Raw genomic sequence first — 18,205 nt, 5'->3', positions numbered from 1 at the left:
TTCTTGCCACTATCGAAAGATAAAATGTAGCTTTCTGTAGCGCTTAAAGCATCAGCCCTCTCGTATTACTAACATTATGGAGGTCAATCCCTTCAACCATTTGGCTTTCGGCCCGCCACCTAACTGTCTACGCTTAAAAACTAAAGTTACCTTTAGTCCTCCAAGACTCGCTACGAGCGAATGGCTAATTCTTACTCGACGGGAATCCCACCCGTTATATGATACGACCTAAGCTCGGCCACACAAGCACCCATTCGTATTATAAGGTTAGCCAGAATGCTAAATATTTCTGGTTGACCTTTTTTTATAGGGTCTTATTATAGCAGTAGCCAGGGTAGAACGTAAGCACCCGTGGGACTTAGATCCCGTCAGCTAAACCGTTCACCCCCTACTGGTAGAAACATGTTTGAGGCTGGTTGGGACCGAGATCTCGTATAACAAGCGAAGCTATGATACTACTAGGAGGAATAGGGGTTACTGGCAAGTACATTTGAGTAGGAGATTTAGAATGAATCCAGTCATTGGTCTGGATGTTTCAAAAGGGGAAAGTGAAGTTCAGGCATTTTTAGATAAGGGAAAACCTTACCGTAAAAGCTTTAGTATCAAACATGATCTTGATGGGCTAGGATCATTACTTGAGTTTCTGAAAGATATAAAAGATAAAACAGGTCTCCAACCTTCGGTAGTTTTAGAAGCGACTGGACATTACCATGCACCAGTTGTTCAGTTTCTAGAGGAACATCAGTATTTATTAATCATTGTTAATCCTTTGATCTCTCATAGAGCCAAAAGCTCTAGTTTACGAAAAGTAAAAACTGATGCCATTGATGCCTATCGTCTTTGTGAGCTTTACTACAAAGAGGATTTAGAGCCATACAAGAAACGTGGGATTCAACTCTTGAACCTTCGTAATCTTACAAGACAACATGAGAATATTACAGGAATGTACGTGCAAACCAAACTACAATTTCAAGCAGTACTAGATCAAATATTTCCTGAATATAGAGGCGTTTTTGGTGACTTATATTCTGTTGTGTCTTTGCATATTCTACAAGAGTACCCAGTATCAGAAGATATTTTAGCAGTTAGTGAAGATGCGTTGGCTGATAGAATAAAGGAATTATGTAAAAGTCGTTCGAAAAGATGGGCAGTAGAAAAGTCTCAAAAACTAAAGGCAGCAGCTGCACGGAATCCATTTCAAAAGACACTATATCAGAGTCATTTACTGAGTCTGAGTATGTATATAAATATGCTTCTTCAATACAAAGAGCATCTATCAGAGTTGGACGCTGAGATAGATACTCTAGCAAAGGAAATTGAAGAATATAAGATTATCCAATCTATCCCTGGCATTGGAGAAAAAATCGCGGCAACGATTATTTCTGAAATTGGGGAGATAGATCGGTTTAATCACCCTAAAAAGCTTGTCGCATTCGCTGGAGTTGATCCAGAAGTATTTGAGTCGGGAAAATTTAAAGCTACTCTCGTTCGTATTACAAAACGTGGATCAAGTAGGTTGCGGCACGCCTTATATATGGCTGTTCGTTCTGGCATTCGTGATTGTCGTAAACAGAAAACAACGGATGAAATCATCCCTAGAAACAAGAGATTAAGAGAGTTTTACGATAAGAAGCGTGAGGAAGGTAAACTTTACAAAGTAGCCGTTATTGCTTGTGTAAATAAGCTCTTACATTGGATTTATGCCATATTAAAAAACAGAACCACTTTCCAGGATATAGCCTAATTAAGATTTTTAAGTAAATAAGACAAAACCTTCCAATGATTAGTTAGTGGAAGGTTATTTGGCATCCATATTTTTAGTATATCATGGCTAATTTATATTTTTTATTGAAAAATATTGACAAACTATTAGCTGGTTTAGTTTCAGTACAATACTTGACATTCTCTTCTAATTGACTTGGAATATATGATGGTAATAATACACAAATACTTCATTTGATTTTTATTGGAATTGCTTAATTTTAATATTAAAGCACCGACCTTTCTAATGGAAGAAGGTCGGTTTAAGTTAAGTTCAATTATGCTTCATTATAGATCCCTTTACCGATTGATTTAACCCCCCACTAATGGTGTAGCTGGACGCACAAGAAGTTGTGCAAAATCGTGGCTCTCGACATCAAGGGTGTATTCGAATATATATATTGCAATGAATGCTGTTGATGCATAACTAGTACTTCATTAAATCGAAATCATTCTCTTTAGTTCCAGTAAAAAGATTATTAAAGCACCTATTGTAGAGATATTCCTAATTTTAAATCTAATTAATTTTTTAAAACCTGGACACTATACATTCTTTTTCTTTTTTTGCTTAGTTTAAACTATGCCCTCTAGCTGACATTTCCCTTCTCTACCCTGTATAGATGCAACAAGGGGTGGGGCGCAAAACACCAATAGTCGAAGGTGTGATAATAGCTACAACCTCTCAGAAATTTTTTTATATTTTTTTATATAGAGGGTTAATCTTTTTAATTTTTTCAATCAACTCTTTTATAAAAAAGATTTACTAAAAAATTCTTCTCTACCTACATTATGAATAGATAGAACGCATGAAGATTAAATGAATTTACATTGCATGTAAAAGTGTGAAAAGTTAGGTTTTAGTAAGATTTTTGTTATTATGGTATAAATTTGTTATATATAAAACTCAAATGAATTATGCTTATATTTTATTTTCTTATTCTGTACTGGGAGTGAAGATCAATGACGAATAATAAATATATCTCTTGTAAACGAGAAGAAGCAACACACGTAAAAATAATAAAAAAAGATATACCTAATTTAACTTTTGGTGGAATATATGAATATTTGTATGACAATGATCCTTCAGAGGAAACACACTATATTATAGTGGATGATGGTTTTCCATTTTATGATTTCGAATGTGTAATAGAAGTAGAATATTTAAAAATCATAAATGAATAACATTATGTATTAATAAATTGAAGCAAAATTCCTTCATTCCTTTCCCAGGGATTAAATACCATTTTTTCTAATTCCATCTATTTTCTTGTAAAAAAACATGGGATTTACAAATATTAAGAAAGTATCTGCTTCTAACCTAAAAGGCTAATATTGGTCGTATATATTTAGAATCAAACTATTACTGATCGGAAGTATCTGTTAAAGATGTAATTGTTAAAACGAAATCTAACTAACTTGTAATAGCGGGTACTGTTAATCCATTCTTAATGCACTAATAGAATCTTATTTCTTATTATCTGCATTAATAAAACATATAATCATAAATGGTAAAAGATAAATTATATTTTCAAAAAATAAGAAATAAGAAATAAATCTTTTTTAATAGATTATATGTTTTATCTTTTATTTAAGCAAAAAGTAAGGAGTCATCATTATTGTGATGGCTCTTTCTCTTTTATCTATATTGTGAAGGGAATGGTATTGATAGTGAATGAATTACAAGTGATCATTAATAGAGTTGGATTATTATATGTGCAGTCTACAGCAAGCGGGAGCGTGCTCTTTGTACGGTGTGTGGTAGTTTTTTCATTTGGCGTGCACAGGATTGAGTGATCCACTGATCGAAGATGATGCGTGGTGGACTGGTGCAGTAATAGTAGTCTACTAATGAATTGTGGTCTATTAGTGGTTTACTGTTAATGGAGTATTACTTTTATACAGCGCTCAAACTCCTCAGTTTTGTCGTGGTTGCATTTTAGTAGATAACTCTAATCTTATATTTTGTGATTCCTGATTAATTTGGAAAATCTGTGGCTTGTGATCTACTAATCGCCTCCGGCTAGTGGGTGTGAAACTCTATCGAGTGTGTTATTTAGAAGATAGTATGATTCCAATTGGTGGATATAGCTTATTAGATAGATTATATCTAAATGTACAATACCCCAGTGAATAGAAAGGTTTTAAACTTTGTTTTGATCTTGAAGTTTGTAACAGAAGGGCTCTTTCAAAAAGGACAGACTTCCCCCAAAGGTGCTATAGCATCTAGCACTGTTTTCCTTCTTCTTAAGATTCCTTTCTTGTAAGATTTTTCTTTCTTAGGGTGATTCTAAGCTATCGCCTCTTTAGTATCTGTGGTGCTTTCTTATATGTGAGAAGCTATCTTGATAATGTTTTTATTTTATTGCTCTAAATGCTTACTGTTTAATATGTCAGTATACTTTTAACTAGGGGCAATCCCTTCACCTAATTATGACAAGATAGTTGATGTGAATAAGGTAATACCTTCCAGCGATAGACCATACCCCTAATATGCTACCTGTAAGAAATCAAGGTCAAGAAAATTCTTGTGTTGGTTTTGGTGTATCTGCTTGTAAGGAGTATTTTGACAAAAAGGAATATAGTAAAGATATAATCTTATCTTCTAGATATGTTTATGAAGAAGCTAGAAGAACTGTTGGTATACCTGATGAACAAATAGGAACACCTATCCCTGCTGCTTTGGATACCCTAGTAAAACAAGGTATCTGTGAAGAATCATTTTGGCCTTATACTGAAAACAATAAGGGGACACCTAACAGTGATTATAATGAAAATGCAAAAAAGTATCGCATTAAATCTTATGCAAAAATTACGTCAACTATGGATGCATTCAAGTTTTTAACAACTCATGGTCCTTGTGTAATGTTAGTTCCCGTTTATAAGAGTTGGAGTGAAGAACCTGCCCAATCAACAGGGAAACTCCCTATACCTCCTCTGAACCTTGAATTAGTTAAAAAAGAAAAGTTTCCTGTCTCAGATAAGGATACTCCTGAGGGAATGCATTGTATTTGTATCGTTGGATATAACGATGAAACACAAACATTGAAATTCAAAAACTCATGGGGAAGTTGGGGAGACTGCGGATATGGATACTTACCATATGAATATTTCAGTTTAGATACCATAGAGTGCTACACCATGATTGATATTGTAGGATAAACATAACTAAAAAGAGATAGGACTCCATTTCCATAGGATGGGGCATCGAACTTCACTAATCCCCTTCACCATACAAGGTGCTACCTCCAGAAAATTTTCATAAAAAACCCCACTTTATATGAGCATTTCGCAGGAAAGTAGAGCATACCTAAGATTAATAGATGTGCTCCCCTAATTTAATAACATTTCGAACCTCAAATTTGCTGTATTTCATATGAGATCGGTTCTGAGCAACTTTGTTTAAAATCTTTAATCCTCGTACACTTAAATTATAAGACACTAAAGGATACAACATTGTCAAAAACATTTATAATAAAGGTAGGAATTAGAGATGACAAATTTAGAACTTCAAAATCTAGAACTATTAGATGTTAAAGATGTACAGGCTATTTTACAAATAGGAAGAAGGCAAACATATGAGTTAGTACACTCAAATGTTTTCTACAGTGTAAGGGTCGGTCGTCGAATCAAAATATCAAAACAATCATTTCTTAAATGGTTAAACGGATAATATTTGATCAGGAGGACTCCCAATGGCACAAGGTTCTATTAAGAAAGAAAACAATAACTGGTACTATGTATTCGGCTATCAAGATCCAATTTCAGGAAAACGAAAACAAAAGAAAAAACGTGGCTTTAAAACGAAGAAAGAAGCACAGGCTGCTCTGACAAAAGCACTTAGTCAAGTAAACGAAGGTACATATATCGAGCCTTCTAAGATGGCACTGAATGAATTTCTAGATATTTATATTGAAAATAAAAAGCGTACAGTGAGCATAAACACACAACAAAAATACTACTATACTATTGAAAATCATATTCGACCTTTTCTAGGGCATATGCTAATTGCAAACCTTAAGCCTCTGCATATGTCTCAGCTGTACACTACACTTCATGAAGAAAAACGTAGTGCCGCTACAATTCAGAATGTTCATAAGGTATTAGTAAACATTTATAATCAAGCAGTTAAGCTACAAGTTGTGCCACATAATATTGTTTTAGCTATTTCTACACCTAAACATAAGCCTCAAGAAATGAACATCTGGACACAGGAGCAAGTCCAAATGTTTCTTAAAACAGCTGAGGAAACTCCCTATGAGTTAGTTTATGTATTAGCTCTAAATACTGGTATGCGTCAAGGGGAACTAATAGGCTTATTATGGGATGATATTGATTTTGAGAAGCAAGTCATTAAGGTACGTCACACAATTATTAATGGCTCGAAGAAAATTCAAGAATCCACAAAGACTACCTCTAGCCGCCGTGTAATTGAGCTTTCTAATACGATTATTCGTCTACTAAAGAAACATAAGACAGTACAAGCTGAGCAACGTTTAAAGCTTGGCAACGGTTATCAGAACATGAATCTAGTGAACGCTTCATTAGAGGGTACTCCTATTAATCCTAGTAACCTTCGACGTAACTTTAACAATTTGATTAAAAAAGTAAATGTCCCTAAAATTCGATTTCATGATTTACGGCATACACATGCTTCACTCATGCTCCAATTAGGTGTGAACGTGAAAGTAATCTCTGAACGTCTAGGACATGCTAGCACGAAGATTACGCTAGATCGTTATAGTCATTCATTACCAACAATGCAAAAAGAAGCCGCAACGATATTCGACCAATTCATATATGCAGGTAGAAAATAGGCTGTGTGACCAGTTTGTGACCAGAACACATAATTTCACAAAAAAAGACCATCTGTAGCTACTTTCTACAAATGGTCTCTCTGCCTCACAAACCTTGATACAACAAGATTCATACACTATTTTGTTTTGATGATCCGAGAGGGATTCGAACCCCCGACCCCTACCCTGTCAAGGTAGTGTTCTCCCACTGAACTATCGGATCGATATATTATAAAACTACATTTTAAATTATATTCAAAAGATCAATAAAAGTCAATATAGCAATTAAAAAATGAATCTCCTAATTACGACTACAGTACCCGTTTTAAATCTACACAATTCTCACCATTCGACTTATTTCCCAGAAAATAAATAAACCTGAATACCTCATGTCGAGGATCAGGTTTATTTGACATTATGCTTGAGCTGATATTTTAGGTTTACTATTATTATTACGTTTCCACACATATTGTAAAGTTAGTAACACCACAAACATGATGATTCCTGTGATATCTGATATGCTCTCAGGATAAATTAATAGCAAGCCAACAATAACAGCAATGATTCTTTCCAACCAGTGCATGCCCCTCATCCAATATCCAATAACACCTGCGCCAATTGCGATCATTCCAACCATAGCTGTAAAAACAACCCAAATGACTTCCAACCATGTTGTATCAATCATGAGTAGTTCTGGTGAGAGAACAAAAATGTATGGAATGATAAACGCTGCGATCGCGAGTTTTGATGATTCAATTCCCGTGCGTATCGGCTCGCCTCCTGAAACACCTGCGGCTGCAAATGCCGCTAATGCAACTGGTGGTGTAATATCTGCAATTATCCCAAAATAGAAAACAAATAAATGGGCTGGTAAATCAGGAACACCTAATAAAATCATTGCTGGTGCAGCGATTGTCGATGTAATAACATAGTTTGCTGTTGTTGGTGAGCCCATTCCAAGAATGAGAGCTGCCACCATTGTCAGCATAAGTGTTGGAATTAGATATCCCCCTGACAATTCAATTAAACCATTTGCTAGCTTTAGACCTAAACCTGTTTTCGTTACGATTCCGACAATGATTCCTGCTGCGGCTGTAGCTGCTGCTACAGCCAGTGCAGTACGTGCTCCATCAACTAATGCATAAATAATATCGATGAATTTCATACGCGCCGCTTTATTAATAAATCCAACCACGATTGAAATTAGAATTGAATACAGAGCAGCATGTGTCACCGTAATGTTCGACATAAGTAACAAAACAATTGCCAAGATTGGAATTAATAAATAAATCTTTCCAAACACTTCTTTTCGACTTGGCATTTCATCTTTTGTTAAACCGCGTAATCCAAGTCGTTTTGCCTCAAAATGCGTCATAATCCAAATTCCTGCGAAGTAAAGAATCGCTGGAATTGCTGCAGCTTTAGCTATGTCCCAATAGGTAATCCCGTTTCCAATAAATTCAACCATTAGAAATGCTGCAGCCCCCATAATTGGTGGCATTAATTGTCCCCCAGTTGAGGCTGATGCTTCTACTGCTCCAGCAAATTCCTTCTTATAGCCTAATTTTTTCATCATCGGGATCGTAAAAGCCCCCGATGTTACAACATTGGCTACGGAGCTCCCACTAATTGTTCCTTGAAGGGCACTAGAAAAGATAGCGACCTTTGCGGGCCCCCCAATACTTCTCCCTGCAATAGCGATTGAAAGATCGTTAAAGTATTGGCCAACTCCTGTTCGAATTAAGAAAGAACCAAATAATAAGAATAGGAAGATAAATGTTGATGAAACAGCTAAAGGTGTTCCTAAAATTCCCTCTGTTGTAAAAAACATGGTCTGCACTAGTCTGTCCAAGCTCAACCCTCGATGGGATAAGAATCCTGGCATATACTCCCCGAATATCCCATAAAGTACGAAGATTATCGCGATAATCATAATTGGTAGACCGACTGCGCGTCTAGTAGCCTCTAAAACTAGAAGGATTGCTATTAAGCCAACTGCAAAGTCCAAGTTGGTCAAACGACCAACACTCATGACAAGATCCTCAAAGAATAATGGCCAATATGCACCTACACCAATACTTAAAACAGCTAGTATTCCATCATACCACGTAATCTGAAACTTCCCTTTTTGCCTTTTCTTTCTGTTTCCTGGAAATAATAAAAAGATTAAAGATAATGCAAAGCCTAAATGGACGGTACGTTGAATTTGTGCTGTAAACACTCCAAAAACTGCTGTATATAGCTGAAATAATGAAAAAGCGAGAAGTCCAAAAAAAGCGATGTAACCCAATATTCCAGTTAGTTTCCTTGTCCCTGCTTCAGGATCATATTTTTCTATTAGTTCCTGTTGCTCTTCTTCTGTTAAATACTTAATTTCCTCTTTATCAGCCATTAATATTCACTCCTTTCAATTGTTGCCATATCGTAATTTTTTTCTGCGATATTCTGACCCATGTTCCAGGTTTAATATAATTAGATAATGAATATGTCTTATTCTGATAGATTAATCGATGATTCGCTCTCACTTGTCCAATTCTCAAATCAATAAAAGGGAATGAACGACTCATATTTTTTATATAGTATGTACCATCAATTTCCTCAAATACCTCGTCACCTTCAGCATTAGAAGGCATCCCGACAGCAAAGTCCTCGTATGCAAGCTCTGTTTGGTTGATTTGATTGTCGGATAAACGATACGATTCAAGCACATCTGAGAGATGAATGGAGTGTGTATACTTTATTTGAAAGGTTTTCACCTTTTCTAACGACAAATACGCAAGTAATTTCTCTTGATCTTCGTATGTGAAGGCAATTACTTGTTTATAAGGAAAAAAAAGAAGAAAAATGATGAAAAGTAGTAGAGGAAAACACAGTAATACAACAATAGTCTTCCTTTTCTTCATTAATACCCCACCGATCAAGATAGAATTCTATCTTATTTCAAAATTGAAATCGATAGACCGCAAAAAGCGATCTATCGATTCCTTAATAAATTTTTATTGTGTAATTCCTTTTTCTTCAAAATACTTTGCTGCACCAGGATGCAACTCCATATCACCTAAACCTTCTAGTGCCGTTTCAGGGGTAATGAACTCACCTTTTGCATGAGTAATTTTGTCAGTGTTCTCATATAAAGCTTTTGTCATCTCATACACTAGATCTTCTTTAAGGTCATTTGTGACAACGAGCATTGCTTTTACGGCTACAGTATTAACATCAGCCTCAATATTGTACGTTCCAGTAGCAACTTTATCCTTCGAATAATGTGGATATTGCTTAATTAGCGCATCGATTTTATCATCAGCTATTGGAATAATCACAACATCATTTTGTGCGGATAACGCTTCGACTGCACCAGTTGGTGTTCCTGCAGTAACAAATGCTGCATCAATATTACCTGATTGGATTCCATCTGTAGACTCGTCAAATGAAAGATTTTGTGCTTTAATATCTTCTTTGGTTAAACCATAAATTTCTAGAATTTGCATGGCATTTATATATGCTCCTGATCCAGGAGCACCTACTGAAACTGATTTTCCTTTTAGGTCTTCAACAGATTTAATTCCGCTTTTCTCTGTAGTTACAAGCTGTACCGTTTCTGGATAAATAGAACCGATTGCTTGAATATTGTCAATTGGGTCACCTTCGAACATCTCTTTTCCTTCAATTGCATATGCTGCGATATCAGTTTGTGAAAAGGCAATCTCCGCCTCTCCTGCTCTTAGAGTTTCCATGTTTTCAGCAGAAGCACCTGATGTTTGCGGTGTAATATTCGCGTCTGTGTTATCAGAGATAATTTTTCCAATTTGTCCACCAAGTGGATAATATGTACCTCCTGTTCCCCCAGTTAGAAGACTTAAGTTTTGCTTTTCACCGCTGCTATTTCCACCTTCATCACCAGCAACATCTTCATTACCAGCATTCCCACATGCAGCAATAATCATCGTAAGTATTAACATCATTACAAATAAAAAGCTACTACGAATTTTCTTCATAAATTTTCCCCCTCTGTAATTTTGTGTAAAATTATACAAGTTTATATTAACATAAAAAACAACAAAATTGTTAATTGTGAAGATTCTGAAATCTGTATATCCTAAGTCATACTCTTCTATTTCAATCGTTTTTCTAACGATTTCCAAGTAATAGCTTACTTATTTAAGTATATATGTTTTAGAGTTTCAGTACATGCATAGAGTGGTAAGGAAATAGATTAACTAAATGGATTCTTAATAAAAATCTTATATAAAACATCAAGATAGCACCAATAAGAATTTCTTATATGCTTTCAAAAGTTTTCCGTATTTTTAATAATGAAAATAATTATGTATAATTTTAGCAGAATAGGTAGGGGGAATTAGATGTTAGAAATTAGACAAATTAACCCAGAAGATACATATCTAATAAGACATAAAGTTTTACGTCCAAATCAATCGATTGAAGCTTGCAAATATGAGAATGATCATCAAAAAGACTCATTTCACTTAGGAGCATTTTTTAGAGAGACGTTAATTAGTATCGCCTCTTTTCACAAAGAAAAGCATCCATGTTTTGATGAAGAACTTCAATTTCGCCTTAGAGGAATGGCCACACTACAAGATCACCGCAAACTAAAAGCAGGTAGTTCTATCCTATTACATGGTGAAGAATTACTAAAGGAAAAGAATGTTGAAATATGGTGGTGTAATGCGCGGATTTCAGTGAGTGATTATTATAAAAAATTGGGTCTACATGAATTTGGTGAAGTGTTTACGATCGAACCGATCGGCCCACACAAATTAATGTATAAAAAAATTTAGACTCGGAACAACTTGTTCCGAGTCTTTTTTAAAGGCTCTTTTCTAAAAGATTGTTGTTTTTGAACAAAACTGATTAGGTTGATTGGTGCGGAAAGTGCGAAACTCCTGTGGGAGTAGCGGGACAGATGAGACCCCGCAGGCGCTTCGCGCTGAAGAGGCTCATCGCCCGCCCCACGGAAAGCGAGCATCCTGGAGTGCCAATCAACCAACCCAATACTATTTTAAAAGCAACAAAGTTTGGCGAGTCAGCCTTTCTAAATTATGCAAATCGATAGTAAATAAGCAAAAATGTACTTAACACAAACAAAAAATTCAGTGAGACAAAGATCATTTGATCAAGACGAGTTTTATGAATTTTAATCGGCGGATGATAAATGAGATCCCTTCGATAATAAAAATGAATAGGACTATAATTTTGGAGATTATCTTCTCTATGAACAAAAGCACAGGGCGCCATGATCAGCCCCAGGCAAATAAGATGTTTTAGAATAGAAGGCGTCCTTTGCCTTCAATTCTAAATAAGCTAGACCCTAGAGGGGCTAAGCGCTGGAGCTGGATGTCGTGCTCTTATCCACAGTTCAACGAATTTTATAATTTCCTGGACAACAAAAGAAACTGACCCAAAAGGATCAGTCCTAACGAACACTTTCTTTCTTATTAACTTGTGGTAGCTTCTCTAATGCTTCAGAAAAATCTTTAATTAGGTCATTAACATTTTCTAAGCCGACACTTAATCTAAGTAATCCATCTGAAATTCCTCGTTTTTCACGTTCCTCTGGAGGCATTGCTGCATGTGACATTTTTGCAGGGTAGGATAAAATTGATTCAACCGCACCTAAACTTACTGCAAAAACCGGCAGTTTAACTTGTTGAACAAGCGTCTTCACTGCTTCACCATCAGCAAGCTTGAATGAAAGAACGGCACCTGCTCCATCTGCTTGGTATCGTTGAGTTTCATGTCCTGGATGAAAGCTTAATCCAGGATAATAGACTTCTACAACCTTAGGATGTTCACTTAGAAACTCAGCAATTTTCAGAGCTGATTCAGAGGATTGCTTCAAACGAACATGTAATGTTTTTAATCCTCTTAACACAAGCCAAGCATCTTGAACACCTAGTACTGCTCCAAATGCATTTTGCAGTTTGTATAGGCGATCACCTAATTCAGTATCCCTCACAACAGCAAGACCTGCAAGGACATCACTATGACCTGCTAAAAACTTTGTCGCACTGTGTAACACAATATCTACACCTAACTCTAAAGGTCTTTGTAGCTCTGGTGTCAAAAATGTATTATCTAAAAACGTTAGACAGTTATTTGCCTTCGCAAGGTTCACAATTCCTCGAATGTCTGTAACTTTCAACAACGGATTTGAAGGTGTTTCCATGTAGATTACTTTAGTATTCGGACGAATCTTTGATGCTACTTGATGAAGATCTGTCATATCAACAAAAGTGTGCTCAATCCCGAATCTAGTTAGAACATCTGTTATGATTCGAAAGGTTCCACCATATACGTCCTCAGTCACAAGGACATGATCACCTTGGGAAAGAAGCAGGAATGCTGTTGAAATAGCAGCCATTCCTGAAGAAAATGCCAAGCCTTTTGTTCCACCCTCTAATTCTGCGATCGCTTGCTCCAACGCTTCTCTTGTAGGGTTACCAGAACGCGCATAATCATATTTCCCAAATTCATCTATATCAAATTGATGGAAAGTTGATGAATGGTGAATTGGAACACTAACTGCTCCTGTACCTCTATCTACCTTTGACTCATTATGCAAAAGTTTTGTTTGAAACGACCAATCATGATTGCTCAATTGCTTCAGCCCCCTTCATTTGTTTAAAGCTCTGAGCTAAATCTTCGATAATATCCTCAGCATGTTCTACACCTACTGAGAAACGCAGTAGTCTATTACACACACCATTTGCCATTCTAATTTCCAATGGAATGTCCATATGTGTTTGGGTTGCAGGATAGGTAATAAAGCTTTCGATTCCACCTAAGCTTTCCGCAAAGGTAATCGTCTTAAGACTTTTTAGAAATGGATTCACCAATGTTTCATCCTGCAAACGGAATGACAGCATTCCACCTTTTCCTGGATATAAAACATCGAGAACATCTGGATGTTCTTCTAAAAATTGTGAAACGGCTTGAGCGTTTTGCTCATGCTGTCTCATGCGAAGTGATAATGTCTTCATTCCTCTCATTAAGAGCCAGGAATCAAACGGTGATAAAACCGCGCCGATCGCATTTTGATGTTGGAAAAACTCATCGCTTAATTGCTCACCCTTTGTAACAACTAGACCCGCAAGCACATCATTGTGTCCACCTAAATATTTTGTTGCACTATGGATCACAATGTCAGCTCCATCAAGGATTGGTGTTTGAATAACAGGTGTATAAAATGTGTTATCAACAATCACTAATAAATTATGTTTCTTAGCTAACGTCGCAAGCTCTTTAATATCAGCTTCCTGCATTAATGGATTTGTCGGTGTCTCGATAAATATCGCCTTTGTTTTTTCAGATATTAATTTTTCTGTTTCTGCTGGGTTTGTGAAATCATCATATTGAAATGATAAACCGTACTTTTTCCATTCTCTTTCAAATAAACGATAAGTTCCACCATAGAGGTCAGATGATACGATAAGTTCATCACCACTTTGGAATAATGCCATAATCGTTTGAATAGCAGCCATCCCTGAACTGAATGCAAATCCACGATCACCATGTTCTAAATCGGCAATGGCCTTTTCAACTAATAGTCTTGTAGGATTTCCTGTTCGAATATAATCAAAGCCAGTTGATTCTCCGATTCCAGCATGTCGATAAGCTGTCGAAAAATAGACTGGCGGATTTACCGTACCTGTAACATTTTCACTTCGATTTCCAATTTGCGCTAACTTCGTTTCAATTCGTTGACTCATGTCTGTCACCATCCTAAGTTAAGGTTATTTTTCTTGATTATGCACATGAGAGGAAGCACATTTTTAGACTTTCAAAACAAATTAAAAAGCCTTCCCCGGTAAGAAGAAGACTGTGTATTTGAGTGCGCTTCTTCTTATCTCTCAAGCATAATGCTGGTGTGGCTTGCTGGATTTAGCACCTTGGCACTTGTAGAAGATCTTGGGTGGAGCTTAAGAAATAGTTGATTTGCGGGTTGAACTTAGGAAACTCTATAAGTAGTGTTGTTTGGTTTTTTACAGCACGCAAGTGCTTGCGGCTTGCGTTGCAAGCCTGCGACGGATAAATCAAAATGCCTCGAACAAACAAGGACGCTTTGTTCGATGCATTTTGATTTATCCGTCGGTGCTGTAAAAAACTACCTAAGGTTTCTCAAAAATACGCAAATCAACGGTTACGAGATCTTCACTCGTTTTGAACCGGTTGCTGAGGCTTCATAGGGCCAGTCCCTCTGCCTCTCTTGATAAGAAATGTATGAAATTTTTAAGGTTTACTATTTTTTACTACTTTACATGATTCGAGTGGAGATTGCAACACAATTATTGTAATAGTTTGATATCTTCGACAATTTTTTCATTCGGTACTTCTGACACACCTTCATATTGTTCGAGTATCGTGTTGCCTTTCATAAGATAGATCGATGTGCTGTGAACGAATTGGTTTGAACCTTCTAGCTTTGCAGCAGGTACAAGAAAGCTCGTGTTTGAGAAGGATTCAATTTCTGCTTGTTCATAGCCAGTGAGAAAGTTCCAGTTTTTAAAATCGGCACCGAATTGTTCTGCAAATCCCTTTAACACTTCAGGTGTGTCATGTTCTGGATCAATGCTAAAGGAGACGAGCTCAACATCTACTTTTTCGTCTTGTAATTGCTCTTGAAGTGTTGCGATATGTGCGGTCATTGGTGAACAAACAGTATCACAATTTGTGAAAATGAACGTAGAAAGCCAGACTTTATCTTCATAATCTGACATTTTTACTTTTTCTCCAACTTGATTAACAGCATCTAAAGGCTCAACTGTCCCATTTAAAGAAAAATGCTCCTCTAGGTTGATAGACTGTGAACAGCCTACCAACACTAGAACAGCAAGGAAAGTGATAAAAACAAGTTTTTTCACGATTAACGCCTACTTTGTTAAGAAATGAGTATCGATTAGATCACTAAATTCAGGTTTTTCTTTAAGAAATTTAAGCTCAAATGAAGAATTTGCAAATTCTTGTACAACCTCTGCATTTACTTCTGTTGTGTACGTTACACGCTCCCAAGCACTGTCAACGATTGCTGGATCAAGCTCTTGATCTGTAATATCTTTGATCGCTTTAATTGCAATATCACGTGCCTCTTCACGGTTTTCATTAATAAAGTTAACACCTTTTTCATGTGCTTTTACAATGGCTGCAACTAGTTCTTTGTCTTCTTCAATTAACTTTCCGCTTGTTACTAATACAGTATTAGGAAGTGTTGTTCCGTAAGAAATTTCATCCGTATCAACGATCACTTTCGCTCCATCATTTACAAGCATAGATGCCCATGGTTCTGGAACTGCAGCAAGATCAACTTTTCCTGATTCAAACATTGCTCCATATTGAGCTGGGTTACCAGTTACATGCTTTAATGTTCCACCAATACGTGCTGATGTAATGCCAAAGTCTTGAAGGAATGTCTCCATTTGAACATCATGTGTGCAGCCTACACCAGGTGTAATAAATGTTTTACCTGTTAAATCATCAATTGATTGCACACCACTTTTTTCAGATGCAACGATAACTGTTCCACCTGAAGATGCTCCTGCTAGAATCTTCACATCTGCCCCATTTGCATAGTTATTCATAACAGGGCCAGGGCCAACTAAACCTGCATGGATATCACCTGTTTTTAACGCAGTCATAAATGCTGCTCCATCAGGAAACGTTTTATACGTTACTTTTACATCTTCCCCTAATGCTTCTTCAAAATACCCTTTTTCCTTGGCGATCATCGCAGGTACGTGATCAATATTAGGAAAATAACCAATTACTACTTCCTTTTTACTATCACTTCCACTACCATTTGAACCTGTATTAGCCGTCCCACATGCTGCCAATACACCTACTAATAAAACCGATATAAGTGCAAATAATATACCCTTTTTCATGTTTAAGCCTCCGTCTCTTTTTAATTAGTGTCTAGCTCCAGCGCCTAGCCCCTCGAGTCATAAGCCACTCATGAATTGAAGGTAAAAAACACCTTCATTTCATGAGCGTCTTAAGCTATTCGGGGCTGATCAAGGCGCTTCCGCTTTTCTTAATTATCTAAACCCCATTTTTTCATAACACTTTTTTCTACTCTTTGGAAAAATAGTAAATCGACAATAACTCCGATCACCATAATCATCATCATGATCGCGATAACTAAACTCATATCGCCAAAATCTGACGCGAATTTCAGTTTATAACCAAGTCCTGGTCCAGTACTTAATAATTCACCGGCCATCAATGCTCTCCATGCAAACGCCCACGCTAATCTAGTTCCTGTTACAGCATAAGGAATTGAGGCTGGAAACATGACCTTCCAAAACAAGCTAAATCCTTTATAATCCATCGTTTGTGCCGCTTTTATATAAAGTGGTGGCACATTTTTTAAACCTGTTCTCATGTTGATTGTCATCACCAAGGTTGCACCTAACACGATAATAAACGTTACTGCTGCTTCATTAAGGCCAAACCACATGATTGCAAGTGGCAGCCACACAATACTTGGTACAGACTGTAATGCGATGATAAGTGAGCCTAATGTTTCATCAGCTGTTTTTGATTTAGCTAAGAACACACCAAGGATAAGACCTAGCGCTAATGCAATGGCTAAACCTATCGCTAATCGTCTAAAGCTTGCCACTAAATCGTAAACAAGTGTTAAATCAGCAAAGCCTGTGTAAAGTGATGTAAACACATCTGTTGGTGCAGGCAGCAATGCAGGTGATATTTCTAATACAATCACTGCAACCTGCCAAACAACTAACAGAATTCCGTAAAAAAGTATTCGTTTAACGACTGGTTGCATACTGCTGCTCCTTTTCTATTACTTTATCAATCTCAGACTTAAGTAAGCCCTTAATTCTGTCTTCATATTTCACGAGTTCCTCACGCGCTTGTTCACGTGGTCTTGGAAAGTCAAGCTCAATAACATCTAGTATCCGTCCTGGCTGTGTTCCCATAACAACGATGCGATCTGATAGTTTAAGTGCCTCATGGATACTATGTGTAACAAACAAGATTGTTTTCTTTGTTTCTAGAAAAACTTCTTCTAACACCTCATGTAATCTTGAACGTGTTTGTTCATCCAATGCACCAAATGGCTCATCCATTAGTAACAAGGCTGGATCCATTGCAAGTGCACGAGCAATCGAAACACGCTGCTGCATCCCACCTGATAACTCGTGTGGTGAATGCTTTGCATAAGGACTTAATTGTACGAGAGATAAATATTTATGTGCTCGTTCCAGTGCATCTTTTTTCGATAGCTCCTTGCGTAGTGGAAACATCACATTCTCTTCTACTGTTAGCCATGGAAATAATGCAGCCTGCTGGAAAACCATTCCTCGTTCTTTACCAGGGCCCTTTAATTGCTTTCCCTGTAAAATAAGTTCACCCGTAGTTTGCGGTGTTAACCCAGCAACAATTGAAAGCAAAGTGGATTTCCCACAACCCGAAGGTCCTAAAATCGAAACAAACTCGCCTTCCTTTACTTGTAAATCTATATCAGTTAAAACAGTTTCAGCTTTATTTTCACGGTTTTTAAATTGTTTTGTAACCTTTTCAATTGATAAAAACAATTCCCTCACCTGCTTTTCTTTAATTCTCATCTTTTTTATCGGATTAATATGATTATTATATAAAGATCTGAGAAA

The 18,205-nt window shown here is 36.7% G+C and carries 15 protein-coding genes, 1 tRNA gene and 1 riboswitch; of the genes, 6 read left to right on the top strand and 10 right to left on the bottom strand.

The genetic code is table 11. From position 1 onward, the window contains the following. The first annotated feature begins 508 nt into the window (after positions 1 to 508). The 5 genes from HUW50_RS14135 (at position 509) to HUW50_RS14115 (ending at position 6,575) form a co-directional block, all read left to right on the top strand. The gene (locus HUW50_RS14135) at positions 509 to 1,744 is read left to right on the top strand and encodes an IS110 family RNA-guided transposase (protein ID WP_185652946.1); all 1,236 of its coding nucleotides are present in this window, start codon (positions 509 to 511) and stop codon (positions 1,742 to 1,744) included. A 977-nt stretch (positions 1,745 to 2,721) separates the two neighbouring features. Then, entirely contained in the window at positions 2,722 to 2,943 is a 222-nt protein-coding gene (locus HUW50_RS14130) for a hypothetical protein (protein ID WP_185652945.1), read from the top strand. 1,308 nt (positions 2,944 to 4,251) lie between these two features. After that, entirely contained in the window at positions 4,252 to 4,920 is a 669-nt protein-coding gene (locus HUW50_RS14125; RefSeq protein WP_185652944.1) for a C1 family peptidase, read from the top strand. A gap of 331 nt (positions 4,921 to 5,251) precedes the next feature. Continuing rightward, positions 5,252 to 5,431, top strand: coding sequence for a helix-turn-helix domain-containing protein (locus tag HUW50_RS14120; protein WP_185652943.1), 180 nt, complete (start codon positions 5,252 to 5,254; stop codon positions 5,429 to 5,431). Between the two features lie 22 nt (positions 5,432 to 5,453). After that, entirely contained in the window at positions 5,454 to 6,575 is a 1,122-nt protein-coding gene (locus tag HUW50_RS14115) for a tyrosine-type recombinase/integrase (protein WP_185652942.1), read from the top strand. 130 nt (positions 6,576 to 6,705) lie between these two features. Here HUW50_RS14115 and HUW50_RS14110 read toward each other — a convergent pair. The 4 genes from HUW50_RS14110 to HUW50_RS14095 form a co-directional block, all read right to left on the bottom strand. Continuing rightward, positions 6,706 to 6,777: transfer RNA gene (locus HUW50_RS14110), tRNA-Val, on the bottom strand. Positions 6,778 to 6,969: 192 nt separating this feature from the next. Further along, on the bottom strand, positions 6,970 to 8,946 hold the full coding sequence (locus HUW50_RS14105) for a TRAP transporter permease (protein ID WP_066323616.1): 1,977 nt from the start codon (positions 8,944 to 8,946) through the stop codon (positions 6,970 to 6,972). Then, a complete protein-coding gene (locus tag HUW50_RS14100; protein ID WP_066323609.1) occupies positions 8,939 to 9,457 on the bottom strand; it encodes a DUF1850 domain-containing protein in 519 nt (172 codons plus the stop codon). The genes HUW50_RS14105 and HUW50_RS14100 overlap by 8 nt, the downstream gene beginning before the upstream one ends. Positions 9,458 to 9,550: 93 nt before the next feature. After that, positions 9,551 to 10,549, bottom strand: coding sequence for a TAXI family TRAP transporter solute-binding subunit (locus HUW50_RS14095; RefSeq protein WP_066323601.1), 999 nt, complete (start codon positions 10,547 to 10,549; stop codon positions 9,551 to 9,553). A 366-nt stretch (positions 10,550 to 10,915) separates the two neighbouring features. On the opposite strand from HUW50_RS14095, the gene HUW50_RS14090 reads away from it, so the two are divergent. Beyond that, complete coding sequence (locus HUW50_RS14090) at positions 10,916 to 11,353, top strand: GNAT family N-acetyltransferase (RefSeq protein ID WP_066323594.1); 438 nt, start codon at positions 10,916 to 10,918, stop codon at positions 11,351 to 11,353. Positions 11,354 to 11,988: 635 nt separating this feature from the next. On the opposite strand, the gene metC is transcribed toward HUW50_RS14090, so the two are convergent. The 6 genes from metC to HUW50_RS14060 form a co-directional block, all read right to left on the bottom strand. Then, entirely contained in the window at positions 11,989 to 13,173 is a 1,185-nt protein-coding gene (metC, locus tag HUW50_RS14085) for a cystathionine beta-lyase (RefSeq protein WP_066323589.1), read from the bottom strand. Beyond that, the gene (locus HUW50_RS14080; RefSeq protein WP_066323586.1) at positions 13,160 to 14,284 is read right to left on the bottom strand and encodes a methionine biosynthesis PLP-dependent protein; all 1,125 of its coding nucleotides are present in this window, start codon (positions 14,282 to 14,284) and stop codon (positions 13,160 to 13,162) included. The genes metC and HUW50_RS14080 overlap by 14 nt, the downstream gene beginning before the upstream one ends. A 406-nt stretch (positions 14,285 to 14,690) precedes the next feature. After that, positions 14,691 to 14,791: riboswitch (SAM riboswitch) on the bottom strand. A 69-nt stretch (positions 14,792 to 14,860) separates the two neighbouring features. Then, positions 14,861 to 15,436, bottom strand: coding sequence for an SCO family protein (locus HUW50_RS14075; RefSeq protein ID WP_185652941.1), 576 nt, complete (start codon positions 15,434 to 15,436; stop codon positions 14,861 to 14,863). Positions 15,437 to 15,445: 9 nt separating this feature from the next. Next, the gene (locus HUW50_RS14070; RefSeq protein ID WP_066323580.1) at positions 15,446 to 16,453 is read right to left on the bottom strand and encodes an aliphatic sulfonate ABC transporter substrate-binding protein; all 1,008 of its coding nucleotides are present in this window, start codon (positions 16,451 to 16,453) and stop codon (positions 15,446 to 15,448) included. Positions 16,454 to 16,602: 149 nt separating this feature from the next. Next, positions 16,603 to 17,358: an ABC transporter permease gene (locus HUW50_RS14065; RefSeq protein ID WP_066323573.1), complete on the bottom strand. Its 756-nt coding sequence runs from the start codon at positions 17,356 to 17,358 to the stop codon at positions 16,603 to 16,605. Then, positions 17,342 to 18,130 (bottom strand): ABC transporter ATP-binding protein, encoded by a 789-nt coding sequence (locus tag HUW50_RS14060; protein ID WP_066323570.1) that lies wholly within the window; start codon positions 18,128 to 18,130, stop codon positions 17,342 to 17,344. The genes HUW50_RS14065 and HUW50_RS14060 overlap by 17 nt, the downstream gene beginning before the upstream one ends. Positions 18,131 to 18,205: the final 75 nt, after the last annotated feature.

This window comes from Metabacillus sp. KUDC1714 (genome assembly GCF_014217835.1).
GTDB classification, from domain to species: Bacteria; Bacillota; Bacilli; order Bacillales; family Bacillaceae; genus Metabacillus; species Metabacillus rhizosphaerae.
This window is presented reverse-complemented; position numbering and strand designations above follow the sequence as displayed.

Bases quoted from the DNA above. Each gene is read 5' to 3' on its own strand.
- HUW50_RS14095 (WP_066323601.1), bottom strand. From the start codon at position 10,549: ATGAAGAAAATTCGTAGTAGCTTTTTATTTGTAATGATGTTAATACTT.
- HUW50_RS14115 (WP_185652942.1), top strand. From the start codon at position 5,454: ATGGCACAAGGTTCTATTAAGAAAGAAAACAATAACTGGTACTATGTA.
- HUW50_RS14090 (WP_066323594.1), top strand. From the start codon at position 10,916: ATGTTAGAAATTAGACAAATTAACCCAGAAGATACATATCTAATAAGA.
- HUW50_RS14105 (WP_066323616.1), bottom strand. From the start codon at position 8,946: ATGGCTGATAAAGAGGAAATTAAGTATTTAACAGAAGAAGAGCAACAG.
- HUW50_RS14080 (WP_066323586.1), bottom strand. From the start codon at position 14,284: ATGAGTCAACGAATTGAAACGAAGTTAGCGCAAATTGGAAATCGAAGT.
- HUW50_RS14120 (WP_185652943.1), top strand. From the start codon at position 5,252: ATGACAAATTTAGAACTTCAAAATCTAGAACTATTAGATGTTAAAGAT.
- HUW50_RS14125 (WP_185652944.1), top strand. From the start codon at position 4,252: ATGCTACCTGTAAGAAATCAAGGTCAAGAAAATTCTTGTGTTGGTTTT.
- HUW50_RS14070 (WP_066323580.1), bottom strand. From the start codon at position 16,453: ATGAAAAAGGGTATATTATTTGCACTTATATCGGTTTTATTAGTAGGT.
- HUW50_RS14130 (WP_185652945.1), top strand. From the start codon at position 2,722: ATGACGAATAATAAATATATCTCTTGTAAACGAGAAGAAGCAACACAC.
- HUW50_RS14065 (WP_066323573.1), bottom strand. From the start codon at position 17,358: ATGCAACCAGTCGTTAAACGAATACTTTTTTACGGAATTCTGTTAGTT.
- HUW50_RS14135 (WP_185652946.1), top strand. From the start codon at position 509: ATGAATCCAGTCATTGGTCTGGATGTTTCAAAAGGGGAAAGTGAAGTT.
- HUW50_RS14100 (WP_066323609.1), bottom strand. From the start codon at position 9,457: ATGAAGAAAAGGAAGACTATTGTTGTATTACTGTGTTTTCCTCTACTA.